Below are 12,773 nucleotides of genomic sequence, written 5' to 3' on the forward strand. Positions count from 1 at the left end.
CAAAAAATCAGTGTAGCGATCCTTGTGCGGGGAAAGAAGCGAATAAAGCGAAGTCTGGGGGGGGAGGGGGATCAGCCTTTACCGCGGCGGATCTTGTCCACATCCATCAACAGCCACAGCATCAGGGCGATAGCGGAGATCCAGGGGCCCCAGGTCACGTAGGCCTCGCCGTGCCCCAGCACGAAGAACAGCAGGGGCAAACCGATCACCAGAAACAGGACACTTCCCAGAAAAAATAGCATTTTTGTCTTTATATTTAATGGCTTGCTTATTTGATGATTATATCGATTGTGCCGCCTGATGGAAGACCGAAATGCAAAAGGGGGGATTTCTCCCCCCTTGCTGATGATGATGGCTATTTATCCCCTTATTCGAGCTGGATCCAGGTACTTTTCAGCTCGGTATATTTCTCCAGCGCGTGCAGCGACTTGTCGCGACCATTGCCGGACTGTTTGAAGCCGCCAAACGGCATGGTCATGTCGCCACCGTCCCAGTTGTTGACGAACACGGTACCGGCGCGCAGGGCGCGTGAGCCCTTGATCGCCTTGTTGAGATCCGCCGTCCAGATCGCAGCAGCCAGGCCGTAGTCAGTATCGTTGCCGAGCGCGATAGCCTCCTCCAGCGTATCGAAGCCGGTCACAGCCAGCACCGGGCCGAAGATCTCCTCGCGGAAGATACGCATCTGCGGAGTGACTTCATCGAAAATAGTGGGTTCGATATAGAAGCCGCCGCTCACTGTGTTGGTGCGGTTGCCCCCCAGCAGCAGCTTGGCCCCCTCCTGTTTGCCAATTTCGATATAGCGCAGCACCTGCTCCATCTGGATGTGATCCACCATGGCGCCGATGCGGGTAGCGGGGTCGAGCGGGTTGGCCGAGATCCACTCGCGGGCATGGGCCAGCAGTCGCTCCATAAATTGCGGCTTGATGCTGTTTTGCACCAGCAGCCGGGAGGCGGCGGTACACACCTCGCCCTGGTTGTAGAAGATGGCACCTGCGGCGCTTCTGGCGGCAGCGTCCAGATCGGGCACGTCAGCCAGAATGATGTTGGGGCTCTTGCCGCCGCACTCCATAAAGGCGCGCTTGAGGTTGGACTTGCCAGAGCACTCCACCAGATGCTTGCCGATTTTGGTGGAGCCGGTGAAGGTGATGCAATCCACATCCATGTGCATGGCCAGCGCCTCGCCCACGGTGTGACCGAAGCCGGGCAGCACGTTGAACACACCGTCCGGAATGCCCGCTTCCTTGGCCAGTCCCGCGATACGCAGGGCGGTCAGGGGGGACTTTTCAGAAGGCTTGAGGATCACCGAGTTGCCGGTGGCGAGCGCCGGGCCCAGCTTCCAGCAGGCCATCACCAGCGGGAAGTTCCACGGCACGATGGCGGCGACCACCCCGAGTGGTTCGCGGGTCACCAGCGCCAGTGCCGACTCCTCGACCGGCGCGACCTGATCGTAGATCTTGTCGATGGCTTCGGCGTTCCAGGCGATGCAGTTGGCAGCGGCAGGGGCGTCATAGCCCATGGCATCGCCGATGGGTTTGCCCATGTCGAGCGACTCCAGCAGCGCCAGCTCCAGCTTGTTGAGACGCATCAGTTCGGCGAAGCGCTGCAGGATCTGCTTGCGCTGTTTCGGTGGCAGGCCGTTCCAGCGCTTGTCATCGAATGCGGCACGAGCGGCCTGTACCGCCAACTCGGCATCGGCGGCGTCGCAGGCGGCCACTTTGGTCAGCAGCTTGCCGTTGGCCGGGTTGATGCAGTCGAAGGTGGCGCCATTGATGGCATCCCGATAGCTGCCGTCGATAAAGGCTTGCGAGGGCAGGGTCAGGTGGGAGGCCTTGTGTTGCCACTGGGCCAGGGTCAGGTCACTCATGTTCACTCCTTGAACCGGCAAAAGTCACTATCCGCGTATCAATATGCTAAACATCTTGCCGCTTGTAAATCCATTTTGTAACAATTCATTAAACATTGAGCCGTTTTTAACCGATGTCTGTTAGTTAGAAACTGGCGGGGGTGTTGGCCGAAATCAGCACGCACTCCTGCTCGCCCACATTGCGAAAACGGTGGGGGGTACGGCTGTCGAAGTAGTAGCCATCGCCCGGCGTCAGCAGGTAGATCTGCTCGCCTACGGTCACTTCAACCTCGCCCTTGATGACGATGCCGCACTCTTCACCCTCGTGGCTCAGCATGTCGTCACCGGTGTCGGCTCCGGCGGGCAGGATCTCCTGCATCATGCCGATGGCGCGGTTGGCACGGCTGTGGCCCACCAGTCGGTAACTGATGGGATGGGTGCCGAGATCCGGCATATCGGCGGCGCGAAAGACCACTTCGGAGTCCATTTCGGTCTCGTCGGTAAAGAAGCTGGCCAGTGACATGGGGATCCCTTCCAGCACCTTGCGCAGGGAGGCAACCGACGGGCTCACCTGATTTTTCTCGATCTGGGAGATGAATCCGTTGGTCACGCCGGAGCGTTTGGCCAGCTCGCGCTGGGAGAGGCCGGCTTTGGTGCGAACCGCCTTGAGGCGGTGGCCGATATCCATCGATAGACACTCCTTGACTGTTTACTATTATTAAATTTGTGTTAAATATCTTATACCACCCCGTTCAGCACAGCTAGCTGGGGTGAGATCAGACAGGGCCATAATGAGCCCTTTTTTAAGGATTCAGGTGTTTAATTTAATAGGCAATGGCCGATAGTTGCTAAACACCTTAAGGATGAGGTGACCATGAAACCGATCAGCGACATCAATACCCCCTCCGACATGTCCGCCTTCTGGATGCCGTTCACCGCCAACCAGCAGTTCAAGGCGGCGCCGCGCATCCTGAAGTCGGCGGAGGGGATGTATTATCACTCAGAGGATGGCCGCAAGATACTGGATGGCACAGCCGGACTCTGGTGTTGCAACGCGGGCCATGGTCGGCGCGAGATTGCCGAGGCGGTCTCCCAGCAGATTTCCCACCTCGATTTCGCCCCCACTTTCCAGATGGGCCACCCGCTGCCGTTCGAACTGGCCAACAAGCTGGTGGAGATTGCCCCCAAGGGGTTCGGTCACGTCTTCTATACCAACTCCGGCTCCGAATCGGTGGATACCGCGCTGAAGATTGCGCTGGCCTGGCAGCGAGCGCGTGGTCAGGGCACTCGCACCCGGTTGATTGGCCGCGAGCGTGGCTACCATGGCGTCGGTTTTGGCGGCATCTCGGTGGGGGGGATTCCCGGCAACCGCAAGTGGTTCGGCTCCCTGCTGACCGGGGTGGATCATCTGCCCCATACCCTCAACATCGCCAAGAATGCCTTCACCAAAGGACTGCCCGAGGAGGATGTGGCGCTGGCCGACGAGCTGGAGAAGATCGTCTTCCTGCACGATGCCAGCAATATCGCGGCGGTGATCGTCGAGCCTATCGCCGGCAGTACCGGCGTGCTGATGCCGCCCAAAGGCTACCTCAAGCGGTTGCGGGAGATCTGCACCAAATACGGCATCCTGCTGATTTTTGACGAGGTGATCACCGGTTTCGGTCGTCTCGGTTCCCCCTTCGCCGCGCAGGAGTTCGATGTCATCCCCGACATGATCACCTGTGCCAAGGGGCTGACCAACGGCGCTATCCCGATGGGGGCGGTGCTGGTGCAGAAGCACATTTATGACGACATGATGGCGGCAGCTAAGGGAGCCATCGAGCTGTTCCACGGCTACACCTACTCCGGCCATCCGGTGGCTGCGGCCGCAGGGCTCGCGACCCTCGAGATCTATCGCAACGAGAACCTGCTCAGCCGCGCCGCCGATCTGGCGGGCTACTGGGAGGAGGCAGCCCATTCGCTGAAGGGCTGCAAGCATGTGAAGGATGTGCGCAATTACGGGCTGGTGGCGGGCATCGAGCTGGAATCCATGCCGGATGCGCCGGGCAAGCGCGCCTACGAGGTGTTCGTGCGCTGCTTCGAGAAGGGTCTGCTTATCCGGGTGACCGGCGACATCATCGCCCTGTCGCCGCCCCTCATCATCGAGCGCAGCCAGATCGACGATCTCTTCACCCTGCTGCAGGATGCCCTGCAGGCACAACCCTAACCCATTTGGTGGCCCCGCGCTGGCGGGGCCTTGCGTTGCCTCGTTTTGACGAGCGCAGCGCCACCACGACATCAGTCATCACGGAGGATACATGACATACAGGGTCAGCAACTTCATCAACGGCCAGCCGCAGGAGAGTCGCAGCGAGCGCCAGGGGGCCATCTTCAATCCCGCCAGTGGCAAGCAGCAGGGGAGCGTGGGGCTGTCCAGCGCCGCCGAGTGCCAGGAAGCGATCGCCATCGCCGAGCGCGCCTTTGCCGAGTGGTCGCAAACCCCGCCGCTGGTGCGTGCCCGGGTCTTTTTCCGCTTCAAGGAGTTGATGGAGCTGCACAGGGACGAGCTGGCCCAGCTCATCAGCCGCGAGCATGGCAAGGTCTTCTCCGATGCGCAGGGTGAGTTGACCCGCGGGCTGGAGGTGGTGGAGTTTGCCTGCGGCATTCCTCATCTGCTCAAGGGGGAACACTCCCTCAACGTCGGTCGCGGGGTAGACAGCTACTCCATGATGCAGCCGGTGGGGGTCTGCGCCGGTATCACCCCGTTCAACTTCCCGGCCATGGTGCCGCTCTGGATGTTCCCGGTCGCCATCGCCTGCGGCAACACCTTCATTCTCAAGCCCTCCGAGAAGGATCCCTCCCTCTCGCTGCGAATGGCCGAGCTACTCAAGGAGGCCGGTCTGCCGGATGGCGTGCTCAACGTGGTGAACGGTGACAAGGAGGTGGTGGATGTGCTGCTGACCGATCCGCGAGTGGGTGCCGTGTCGTTTGTCGGCTCCACCCCCATCGCCCAGTACATCTATGCCACCGCCTCAGCCCACGGCAAACGCGTGCAGGCGTTGGGCGGCGCCAAGAACCACATGGTGGTGATGCCGGATGCGGATCTCGATCAGGCGGTCTCCGCCCTGATGGGGGCTGCTTATGGGGCGGCGGGTGAGCGCTGCATGGCCATTTCGGTGGCCGTGGTGGTGGGTGACGAAACCGCCGATGCGCTGGTGGCCAAACTGACGCCGCTGGTGGAAAAACTGCGGGTGGGCCCGGGGTTGGGCCAGAGCCCGGAGAACGAAATGGGGCCGCTCATCAGCAAGGAGCATCTGGCCAAGGTGCGCGGCTACGTTGATCAGGGGGTGGCCGAAGGGGCCGCGCTGCGGGTCGATGGTCGCACGCAGAGCCACGACGAGGGTTACTTCATCGGTGGCTGCCTGTTTGACGAGGTGACCCCCGAGATGCGCATCTACCGCGAGGAGATCTTCGGCCCTGTGCTCTCCGTCGTGCGGGTGCCGGACTACGAGACGGCGCTGCGCCTCATCAACGAGCACGAGTACGGCAACGGTACCGCCATCTTTACCTGTGACGGCGACACCGCGCGGGACTTCACGGCGCGGGTGCAGGTCGGTATGGTAGGGGTGAACGTCCCCATTCCGGTGCCGATGGCGTTTCACAGCTTTGGCGGCTGGAAGCGCTCCATTTTCGGGCCGCTCAACATGCACGGGCCGGATGGGGTACGCTTCTATACCCGGATGAAGACGGTGACGGCGCGCTGGCCCCAGAGCCTGCGCAGCGGAGCCGAGTTCTCCATGCCAACCATGAAGTGAGCCCAAGGCTCACTACCATGACTTGATTCTCTTGCCCCCGCAGATCGCTGGTCTGCGGGGGCACTTCTGTAAAGGAGCAACAGATGCGATTGGGAATTCTCGATTGTGACCGGCTGGATCCCGATCTGGCGGATCGTTTTGGCCCCGTCTACTCAGAGATGTTTATCAGGGGATTTCAGCCGCTGGCACCCGAGCTGGAGTTTCGGGTCTGGTCAGCCATCGATGGCGAGTTGCCGGAGGATCTGCACGAGTGTGATGCCTGGCTTATCACAGGTTCGCGCCACGATGCTTATAGCGATATCCCCTGGATCCAGACACTGCGCGGCTGGATCCGTCGTGCCCACGATGCCGACGTCAAGCTGGCCGGGATCTGTTTCGGCCATCAGGTGATCGCCCAGGCGCTGGGGGGCGAAGTGGTGAAATCCACCAAGGGATGGGGGCTGGGGGTATCGGTTCACCCCATGCTGGAAGATGCCCCCTGGATGGCGCCGGCGCGGGATCATATCCGCATTCTGGCGAGCCATCAGGATCAGGTGGCGCTGCTGCCCCCCGGGGCAACCCGGCTGGCAGGCAACGATTTTTGTCCCAACTTCATGTTCTTGCAGGGGGACAACATAGTGGCCATTCAGGGGCACCCCGAGTTCTCGGTGGAGTACAACCGGGCGCTGATCGAACGGCGCCGTGGCTTGCTGCCAGACGAGCGTTACCAGAACAGCCTCTCCTCGCTGGAGGGGGAGGTGGATTCGACCACCATGATGCAGTGGTTGCTGCAGTTTTTGGGGATCCTGCCGCTGCAAGCCGGCGCGGCCTGAGCCCGGTTTGTCAGCGACCCCCTTCGGGTGCTAGATTTTGTAGCAAAATGAAGGATCAAGCGCTGCGATGTCGGGATCGGATGATACACTGGCCGCCCTTTGTGGCGGCCTGTTTGTCTGGCGTGATCGCCGCACCAGCTTGAGAGGGTGAAGCCTTGAAACTACAGCAATTGAAGTACTTGATCGCGATCCGGGACCACAACCTCAACGTCTCGGTGGCATCCGATGCGCTCTATACCAGCCAGCCCGGGGTCAGCAAGCAGATCGGCCTGCTGGAGAGCGAGCTGGGAGTGCGGATCTTCGAGCGCCGTGGCAAGCATCTGCACCGCATCACCCCGGTGGGCGAGGAGATCATCAAGTGTGCCGAGGCGATGCTCAACATCGAGAGCAAGATCAAGGCGATCTCCCGCGAGTATCTGGATCCGACCGTGGGCACTCTCAACATCCACACTACCCATACTATCGCCCGCTACCTGCTACCCAAATCGGTTACCTACTTCACCAAGAAGTACCCCAAGATCTCGTTCCACCTCCATCCGGTGATGTCGGCGAGCAAGGAGCAGATCAGCAAGGGTTACTCCGATTTCTCCATCGTTGCCCACGAAATTGGCTTCGACAAGGAGCTGATCGCGCTGCCCGCTTACCTCTGGACCCTCTCGCTGGTGGTGCCGCAGGATCACCCGCTGGCCAAGGTGAAGAAGCCGACGCTGGAGCAGCTCTGCCACTACCCCATTCTCAGTTACGAGAGCGGTGCCACCGGTCGTCAGGTGCAAGACGAGGTGTTTCAGGCGGCGGGGCTGACCCCGAGCTACTACATGACGGTAATGGATGCCGGAGTGATCAAGCGCTATGTGGAGCTGGGCTTTGGCATAGGCATCATCTCCTCGCTGGTGGCCAACGACACCGACAGCCCCGGGCTGGTCTCCATCAATCTGGAGCACCTGTTCAAGCCCTGCCCGGCCCAGATCTGCTTCAGCAAGAGTATTCTGCTGCAGAACTACATGTATGACTTCATCAGCTCCTTCTCGCCCCACCTCACCAAGGAGGTGATCCAGAGCGTGATGCAGCAGCCGACCCAGGCGCGCATCGACGAGCTGCTAGCCGGGGTGGAGCTGCCCATCTATTGATCCCGATCGGATTCCCGATCGCTGCCGGTTGTCTCTTCTGTCAGGCTGGGCTCTACTCGGGGTTCAGCCTGTCTCTTTTGGGCTATCTCCATCGTCCGAGGTCTCTATGTCCCGCATTCTGCTGCTTGCCAATCTCAACTGTGATCATGTGCTCTCCCTCTCCGAACCGCTGGTGGCGGGGGCTCGGCTGCAATATGTGGATCAGGGGCGCAGGCTGGGCGGCGGCGCCGCCAATACCGGCATCGGGCTGGTGTGGGCAGGTCACGAGGTGACCATCGCCTCCCGCATCGGGCTGGACGAGACCGGCGACTGGCTGCTGGAGCAGGCGGCCGGTTACGGGCTGGATTGCAGCCATGTGGAGCGCTTTGGCGGTGAGACCGGCGAGCTGCTGATTCTGGTGGACTCTACCGGTGAGCGCACCATTCTGCGTCGGCCCCGTCGTCCCGATCTGCCCGGTGATCTGCCGCTGGAGGGGATCGACTGCCTCTACGTGAACTATCCCGGTACCTCCATCATCAGCTACATGCGCCAGATGCTCGGCAAGAGCTTTGTGGTGGCCCAGTATCCCAAGGGGGGACAGGCACGCCGTCCCTGCCACGTGCTGGTGGCCTCCCGTTCCGATCTCGGTGAGGTGAGCGACCCCTGGCAACATGCCCGCCAGCTGGCGGGGGAGCAGCTCGAATGGCTGGTGTTGACCGAAGGCAAGGCGGGGGCGGTGGCTATCCACGGCGAGGAGCAGATTAGAGTCGCCGCCCGGCCGGTCTCGGTGGTCGATACCACGGGGGCGGGAGATGCTTTTTCGGGTGGATTGATCCATGGTCTGGCGCGGGGCATGGCGATCAAGGATGCGTTGCAGTGTGCGGTGGACTGGGGCGCATTTGCCGTCGCCTCCGAGAGCTCCATCCCCTCGGTCGCGCTGAAAAACTGGCTGAAACAGCCTCACTGAAGCTCCGTTCATCCACAGAGCGAAGCGCGATTTCCCCTCTTGTCAGTCTGCTGCGGCGGCGAGGAATTTCGGGAAATTTAGCCGCCAGAATGGAGGTAAACGCCGGGGTAACCCGGCAAGTTTGCGATCAATCAAAGAAAGTGTCGATTTATGTGCATCTTCATCGACACCCGGTTGTGCTGCTCTTAACCTTGTCACTCCGCAACTCAGATTAAGAGACAGGCCCCCCTTCTGGCGAACCAATGGCGAACAGAGGCAAACCGGTTGTCTCCTGCCTCTTAGCTCAATGTTGTCGTCCTGATTCCTGGCTTGTAGTAAGAGGCAAGTGCGACCATGCAACTGACACGATTTACCGACTATGCCCTGCGTACCCTGACCTTTCTGGCGGTGCAGCCGGGCGATCGCCTGTCGACCATTACCGAAGTGGCCGATACCTTCGGCATCTCTCGCAACCACGTGGTCAAGATAGTGCACCAGCTCGGCATCAAGGGTTATATCGAGACGGTGCGTGGCAAGCATGGTGGTATCCGGCTCGGTCGTTCAGCGGTCTCCATCAACCTGCGCGATGTGGTGATGGATATGGAGCATGTGCTCTGCCCGGTCGACTGCAAGCGCGAGAACTGCCGTCTCTCCGGCGGCTGCCGCATTCAGGGCATCCTGCGCCGCGCCATGAACGCTTTCCTTGAAGTGCTGGGCGAGTACACCCTGGCCGATGCGGTGCGCGATCCGAACCGCCTCTGTCACCTGCTGGGCATCGAGCAGGAGTCCATTCTGGCGATGGCCTGATGGGCAGGAAGCAAGAACAGATAGGAAAGGGGCCAGCTGGCCCCTTTTGTTTGTCAGCGATTGCCCGGCTGGCGGATCAGGGTGATGGCGCCGTGCAGACAGGCGAGGCCGCAGGCTCCGCAGCCATTGCAGGCATCCATATTGACGTTGATGCCATCGGCTGTTGCCTTGATTGCCTGCTGGGGGCAGGCATCTTCACAGAGCAGGCAGTAGAAGCCCTGACGGGCCTGACAGCTCTCTTCAATCTGTACCCGGGTCTGCACCTGACGGCCCAGTTGCAAGTCGAGCGCACCGGTCGGACAGGCTCTGGCGCAGCTGCCGCAATAGCTGCACTGGCCGCAGGCGAGATCGAGCACCGGGGTGCCGGCAATCGGGCTCCCCTCGTACTCCTCCTGGGTGGCCGGTTTGAGCAGGCCGCGCGGGCAGGCCTTGAAGCACTCGCCACAGCGGGTGCAGAGGGTGAGGTACTGGGACTCCTCGATCGCCCACGGCGGGCGCGCTTCATGGCAAACCACGGCGGGCTTGCGGGAAGCTTGCCAACCTTGTGTCAGCCAACGGAGGAAATAGTGAGTCATGCTCGCCCCTGATACCTATTAGGGGTTAATTTTATCGAAGTTTCGGGAAGCAGGCCAGAGAATAGCGGCCGTCAGGATCGCAAGCGCAGTTGCCCTTGTGTAAGCTAGGCGGGTCTCTTTTCCGTGGTTGAATGAAAACATATGTGGTTATTTCTCTGGCGTTCTTCCCTGCTCTATATCTTTCCCCTGCTGATGTGGGGCTACTGCCGCATCAAGGGTATCGAGTTCGTCGAGCTCGATACCGGGGTCAACAGCCACAAATGGGTGGTGCTCGCCGCCTACCTCATCTACGTGCTGCTCTGGCTGCTGGCCAACCGCTATCTCGAACTATTCCTGCGCCAGCGGAGCCGTAAATGATCGAGCCCGGGCTCTGGGTCATCCTGCTGCCAGCCGCCCTGCTGGCCCTCGGAACAGGCTGGCTGATTGGTCGGCGCAGCAGCACGGCGCAGGCTCAGGCGCTGCTGCTGGCACAGGAGCGTTATCAGGCACTGCAGGAGCGTTTTGACGAGTTGCAGGATGAGCGACAACAGGGGCAGCAGAAGCTGGATCAGCAGCAGACCCTGCTGATCAAGCTCACCGCCCGCCTCAAGGATGCGGAAGCGACCCTGCGCAGCGAGCGGTTGGCCGCCGCCGAGAAGCTGCAACTGCAACAGGAGGCGGAGCAGCGCCTCAGCCAGCAGTTCGAGAACCTTGCCAACCGGATCTTCGAGAAAAACTCCGGCAACTTCCGTGAATTGAACCAGAACAGCCTCGATCTGTTGCTCACTCCGCTCAAGGAGCAGCTGGAGGGTTTCCGCCGTCAGGTAGGGGAGACCCACGCGCAGGAGACGGCCCAGCGCCACAGCCTCAAGTTCGAGCTGGAGCGCCTCGCCGAGCTCAATGCCCGCATGACCGAAGAGGCCGCGGCACTGACCCGAGCCCTCAAGGGCGACAGCAAGCAGCAGGGCAACTGGGGGGAAGTGGTGCTGGCGCGGATCCTCAGCGAGTGCGGTCTGCGCGAGGGTCACGAGTACCACACCCAGGTCAATATCGAGGTGGAGAAGGGCAAGCGTTACCAACCTGACGTCATCGTCCACCTGCCGCAAGACAAAGACATCATCATCGATGCCAAGGTGTCGCTGACCGCCTACGAGCGCTGGTACAACGCCGATGACGAGCTGGAGAAGGCTGTGGCGCTGAAAGAGCACGTCGCCTCGGTGCGCAACCATATCCGCGAGCTGGGTCGCAAGGATTACCAGCAGTTGCCCGGGGTGCGCACCCTCGACTATGTGCTGATGTTTGTGGCGGTGGAGCCCGCCTTCCTCACTGCGATGGAAGCCGATCCCTCGCTGGTGCGTTACGGTCTCGACAACAACATCCTGCTGGTGAGCCCTACCAACCTGATGGTGGCGCTGCGAACCATTGAAAACCTGTGGCGCTACGAGCGGCAGAATCAGAATGCCCGCCAGATTGCCGAGCGGGCCGGTCGCCTCTACGAAAAGCTGCGGCTGTTTGTCGAGGAGATGCAGCAGATGGGCGGCAGCCTGCACAAGGCGCAGGAGAGCTACGACAAGGCGATGGGACGGCTGGTCAACGGTCGTGGCAACCTGATCGCTCAGGTCGAGCGTTTCCGCGAGTTGGGGGTGGAGGTAACCAAGAGCCTGCCCGAGCCGCTGGTTGAGCGGGCGCTGGAGCGTGACAAGGAGCGGGAGTAGTTTTCCCCGTACAGTAATCAGTAAAAGGCCCAAACCCGGTTTGGGCCTTTTACAATCTACCGTCTGCCCAGCGCTTACCCATCATTAGAAATCCGCAAAGCAAACGGCCCACTTCAGTGGGCCGTTGCTATTTATTCTACCGCTGTTAATCAGCGGCTGGCAGCGCGGGCGCTCAGTTCTGCTTTCTCGCTATCGCTCAGGAAGGCCAGGGTCAGGCCGTTCTGCTGGGCGGTGCGGATCTCGCTCACGGTCATACCCGCGGCCGGGGCGGCCACCTCATATTCGTGGGGCAGGTCGATCCCTTCTACCGCCGGATCGTCGGTGTTGAGGCAGGCCAGCACGCCGGCAGCCAGGAACTGGCGGATCGGGTGCTCAGTCAGGCTTGCCACCGTAGTGGTCTGGACGTTGGAGGTGAGGCAGGATTCGATGCCGATGCGGTGCTCGGCCAGATAGGCCATCAGGGCCGGATCCTGAATCGCTTTGACACCGTGGCCGATACGCTCGGCACCCAGTTCGCGAATGGCCTGCCACATGCTCTCGGGGCCAGCGGCTTCACCGGCGTGCACGGTGACGCGCATGCCTGCATCGCGCACCTTGCGGAAGTGGTCGACAAAGAGTTCACCCGGGAAGCCCAGCTCGTCACCGGCCAGATCGATGGCGACCAGCTTGTCACGGTGGGCCAGACAGGCGGCCAGCTCCTGATTACACTGCTCGGTGCCAAAGGTACGGCTCATGATGCCGATCAGATTGGCCTTGATGCCGAAGTCACGGCTGCCTGCGGCCACGCCGTCGATGATGGCTTCCACCACACCCTGCGGGTGCAGCTTGTGGGCCATCGCCATGTAGGCCGGGCTGAAGCGCAGCTCGGCATAGTCGATACCGGCGCGCAGCAGATCTTCCACGTTTTCGTAGGCAACCCGGCGGCAGGCGTCATAGTCGGCCAGTACGGCCACACCCCAGTCCAGCTTCTTCAGGAAGGCGACCAGGCTCGGCTCGTTCTCGACGATCTGTACGTGAGGGCGCAGCGCCTCCAGCTCGAAGGCTGGCAGCTGAATATTGTGTTGGCGACCCAGCTCGAGGATGGTCTGCGGACGGATGTTGCCGTCCAGATGGCGGTGCAGGTCGGTCAGGGGGAGAGATCTGTCAATCATGATGGCGCCTTCTTCGAGTCGGGTTTGAAAGCCTGCCATTCTAGG

The 12,773-nt window shown here is 61.2% G+C and carries 13 protein-coding genes; 8 read left to right on the forward strand and 5 right to left on the reverse strand.

Translation table 11 applies throughout. From position 1 onward, the window contains the following. Positions 1-71 precede the first annotated feature (71 nt). The 3 genes from AACS24_RS09565 to AACS24_RS09575 form a co-directional block, all read right to left on the reverse strand. Positions 72-242: a hypothetical protein gene (locus AACS24_RS09565; protein ID WP_005341999.1), complete on the reverse strand. Its 171-nt coding sequence runs from the start codon at positions 240-242 to the stop codon at positions 72-74. A 125-nt stretch (positions 243-367) separates the two neighbouring features. Continuing rightward, on the reverse strand, positions 368-1,864 hold the full coding sequence (locus AACS24_RS09570; protein ID WP_108573371.1) for an aldehyde dehydrogenase: 1,497 nt from the start codon (positions 1,862-1,864) through the stop codon (positions 368-370). 124 nt (positions 1,865-1,988) lie between these two features. Beyond that, positions 1,989-2,531, reverse strand: coding sequence for a cupin domain-containing protein (locus AACS24_RS09575; protein ID WP_041209486.1), 543 nt, complete (start codon positions 2,529-2,531; stop codon positions 1,989-1,991). A 186-nt stretch (positions 2,532-2,717) separates the two neighbouring features. Here AACS24_RS09575 and AACS24_RS09580 point away from each other — a divergent pair, with 186 nt between their 5' ends. The 6 genes from AACS24_RS09580 (at position 2,718) to AACS24_RS09605 (ending at position 9,308) form a co-directional block, all read left to right on the forward strand. Beyond that, the gene (locus AACS24_RS09580; RefSeq protein WP_108573373.1) at positions 2,718-4,049 is read left to right on the forward strand and encodes an aspartate aminotransferase family protein; all 1,332 of its coding nucleotides are present in this window, start codon (positions 2,718-2,720) and stop codon (positions 4,047-4,049) included. Between the two features lie 91 nt (positions 4,050-4,140). Then, positions 4,141-5,637, forward strand: coding sequence for a CoA-acylating methylmalonate-semialdehyde dehydrogenase (locus tag AACS24_RS09585; RefSeq protein WP_108573375.1), 1,497 nt, complete (start codon positions 4,141-4,143; stop codon positions 5,635-5,637). Between the two features lie 83 nt (positions 5,638-5,720). Next, positions 5,721-6,449, forward strand: a complete 729-nt coding sequence (locus AACS24_RS09590; protein WP_108573377.1) for a glutamine amidotransferase-related protein — start codon at positions 5,721-5,723, stop codon at positions 6,447-6,449. Between the two features lie 155 nt (positions 6,450-6,604). Continuing rightward, a complete protein-coding gene (locus tag AACS24_RS09595) occupies positions 6,605-7,576 on the forward strand; it encodes a LysR substrate-binding domain-containing protein (protein ID WP_033114758.1) in 972 nt (323 codons plus the stop codon). Between the two features lie 106 nt (positions 7,577-7,682). Then, positions 7,683-8,522, forward strand: coding sequence for a PfkB family carbohydrate kinase (locus AACS24_RS09600; RefSeq protein ID WP_108573378.1), 840 nt, complete (start codon positions 7,683-7,685; stop codon positions 8,520-8,522). 333 nt (positions 8,523-8,855) lie between these two features. Then, entirely contained in the window at positions 8,856-9,308 is a 453-nt protein-coding gene (locus tag AACS24_RS09605; RefSeq protein WP_033114760.1) for an Rrf2 family transcriptional regulator, read from the forward strand. Positions 9,309-9,361: 53 nt separating this feature from the next. Here the strand turns inward: AACS24_RS09605 and AACS24_RS09610 are convergent, their stop codons facing one another. Beyond that, positions 9,362-9,883 carry a ferredoxin-type protein NapF gene (locus AACS24_RS09610; protein ID WP_033114761.1) on the reverse strand — a complete coding sequence of 174 codons (522 nt, stop codon included), beginning with the start codon at positions 9,881-9,883 and terminating at the stop codon, positions 9,362-9,364. Positions 9,884-10,024: 141 nt separating this feature from the next. On the opposite strand from AACS24_RS09610, the gene AACS24_RS09615 reads away from it, so the two are divergent. Both AACS24_RS09615 and rmuC read left to right on the forward strand, forming a co-directional pair. Next, positions 10,025-10,240, forward strand: a complete 216-nt coding sequence (locus AACS24_RS09615; protein WP_033114762.1) for a hypothetical protein — start codon at positions 10,025-10,027, stop codon at positions 10,238-10,240. Further along, the gene (gene rmuC, locus AACS24_RS09620) at positions 10,237-11,577 is read left to right on the forward strand and encodes a DNA recombination protein RmuC (RefSeq protein ID WP_108573380.1); all 1,341 of its coding nucleotides are present in this window, start codon (positions 10,237-10,239) and stop codon (positions 11,575-11,577) included. The genes AACS24_RS09615 and rmuC overlap by 4 nt, the downstream gene beginning before the upstream one ends. A 149-nt stretch (positions 11,578-11,726) precedes the next feature. Here rmuC and add read toward each other — a convergent pair whose 3' ends face one another. After that, on the reverse strand, positions 11,727-12,728 hold the full coding sequence (add, locus tag AACS24_RS09625) for an adenosine deaminase (protein ID WP_108573428.1): 1,002 nt from the start codon (positions 12,726-12,728) through the stop codon (positions 11,727-11,729). Positions 12,729-12,773: the final 45 nt, after the last annotated feature.

This window comes from Aeromonas sp. HMWF016 (assembly GCF_963878195.1).
GTDB lineage: Bacteria > Pseudomonadota > Gammaproteobacteria > Enterobacterales > Aeromonadaceae > Aeromonas > Aeromonas lacus.

Bases quoted from the DNA above. Each gene is read 5' to 3' on its own strand.
- AACS24_RS09565 (WP_005341999.1), bottom strand. From the start codon at position 242: ATGCTATTTTTTCTGGGAAGTGTCCTGTTTCTGGTGATCGGTTTGCCC.
- AACS24_RS09570 (WP_108573371.1), bottom strand. From the start codon at position 1,864: ATGAGTGACCTGACCCTGGCCCAGTGGCAACACAAGGCCTCCCACCTG.
- AACS24_RS09575 (WP_041209486.1), bottom strand. From the start codon at position 2,531: ATGGATATCGGCCACCGCCTCAAGGCGGTTCGCACCAAAGCCGGCCTC.
- AACS24_RS09580 (WP_108573373.1), top strand. From the start codon at position 2,718: ATGAAACCGATCAGCGACATCAATACCCCCTCCGACATGTCCGCCTTC.
- AACS24_RS09585 (WP_108573375.1), top strand. From the start codon at position 4,141: ATGACATACAGGGTCAGCAACTTCATCAACGGCCAGCCGCAGGAGAGT.
- AACS24_RS09590 (WP_108573377.1), top strand. From the start codon at position 5,721: ATGCGATTGGGAATTCTCGATTGTGACCGGCTGGATCCCGATCTGGCG.
- AACS24_RS09600 (WP_108573378.1), top strand. From the start codon at position 7,683: ATGTCCCGCATTCTGCTGCTTGCCAATCTCAACTGTGATCATGTGCTC.
- AACS24_RS09605 (WP_033114760.1), top strand. From the start codon at position 8,856: ATGCAACTGACACGATTTACCGACTATGCCCTGCGTACCCTGACCTTT.
- AACS24_RS09610 (WP_033114761.1), bottom strand. From the start codon at position 9,883: ATGACTCACTATTTCCTCCGTTGGCTGACACAAGGTTGGCAAGCTTCC.
- AACS24_RS09615 (WP_033114762.1), top strand. From the start codon at position 10,025: ATGTGGTTATTTCTCTGGCGTTCTTCCCTGCTCTATATCTTTCCCCTG.
- rmuC (WP_108573380.1), top strand. From the start codon at position 10,237: ATGATCGAGCCCGGGCTCTGGGTCATCCTGCTGCCAGCCGCCCTGCTG.
- add (WP_108573428.1), bottom strand. From the start codon at position 12,728: ATGATTGACAGATCTCTCCCCCTGACCGACCTGCACCGCCATCTGGAC.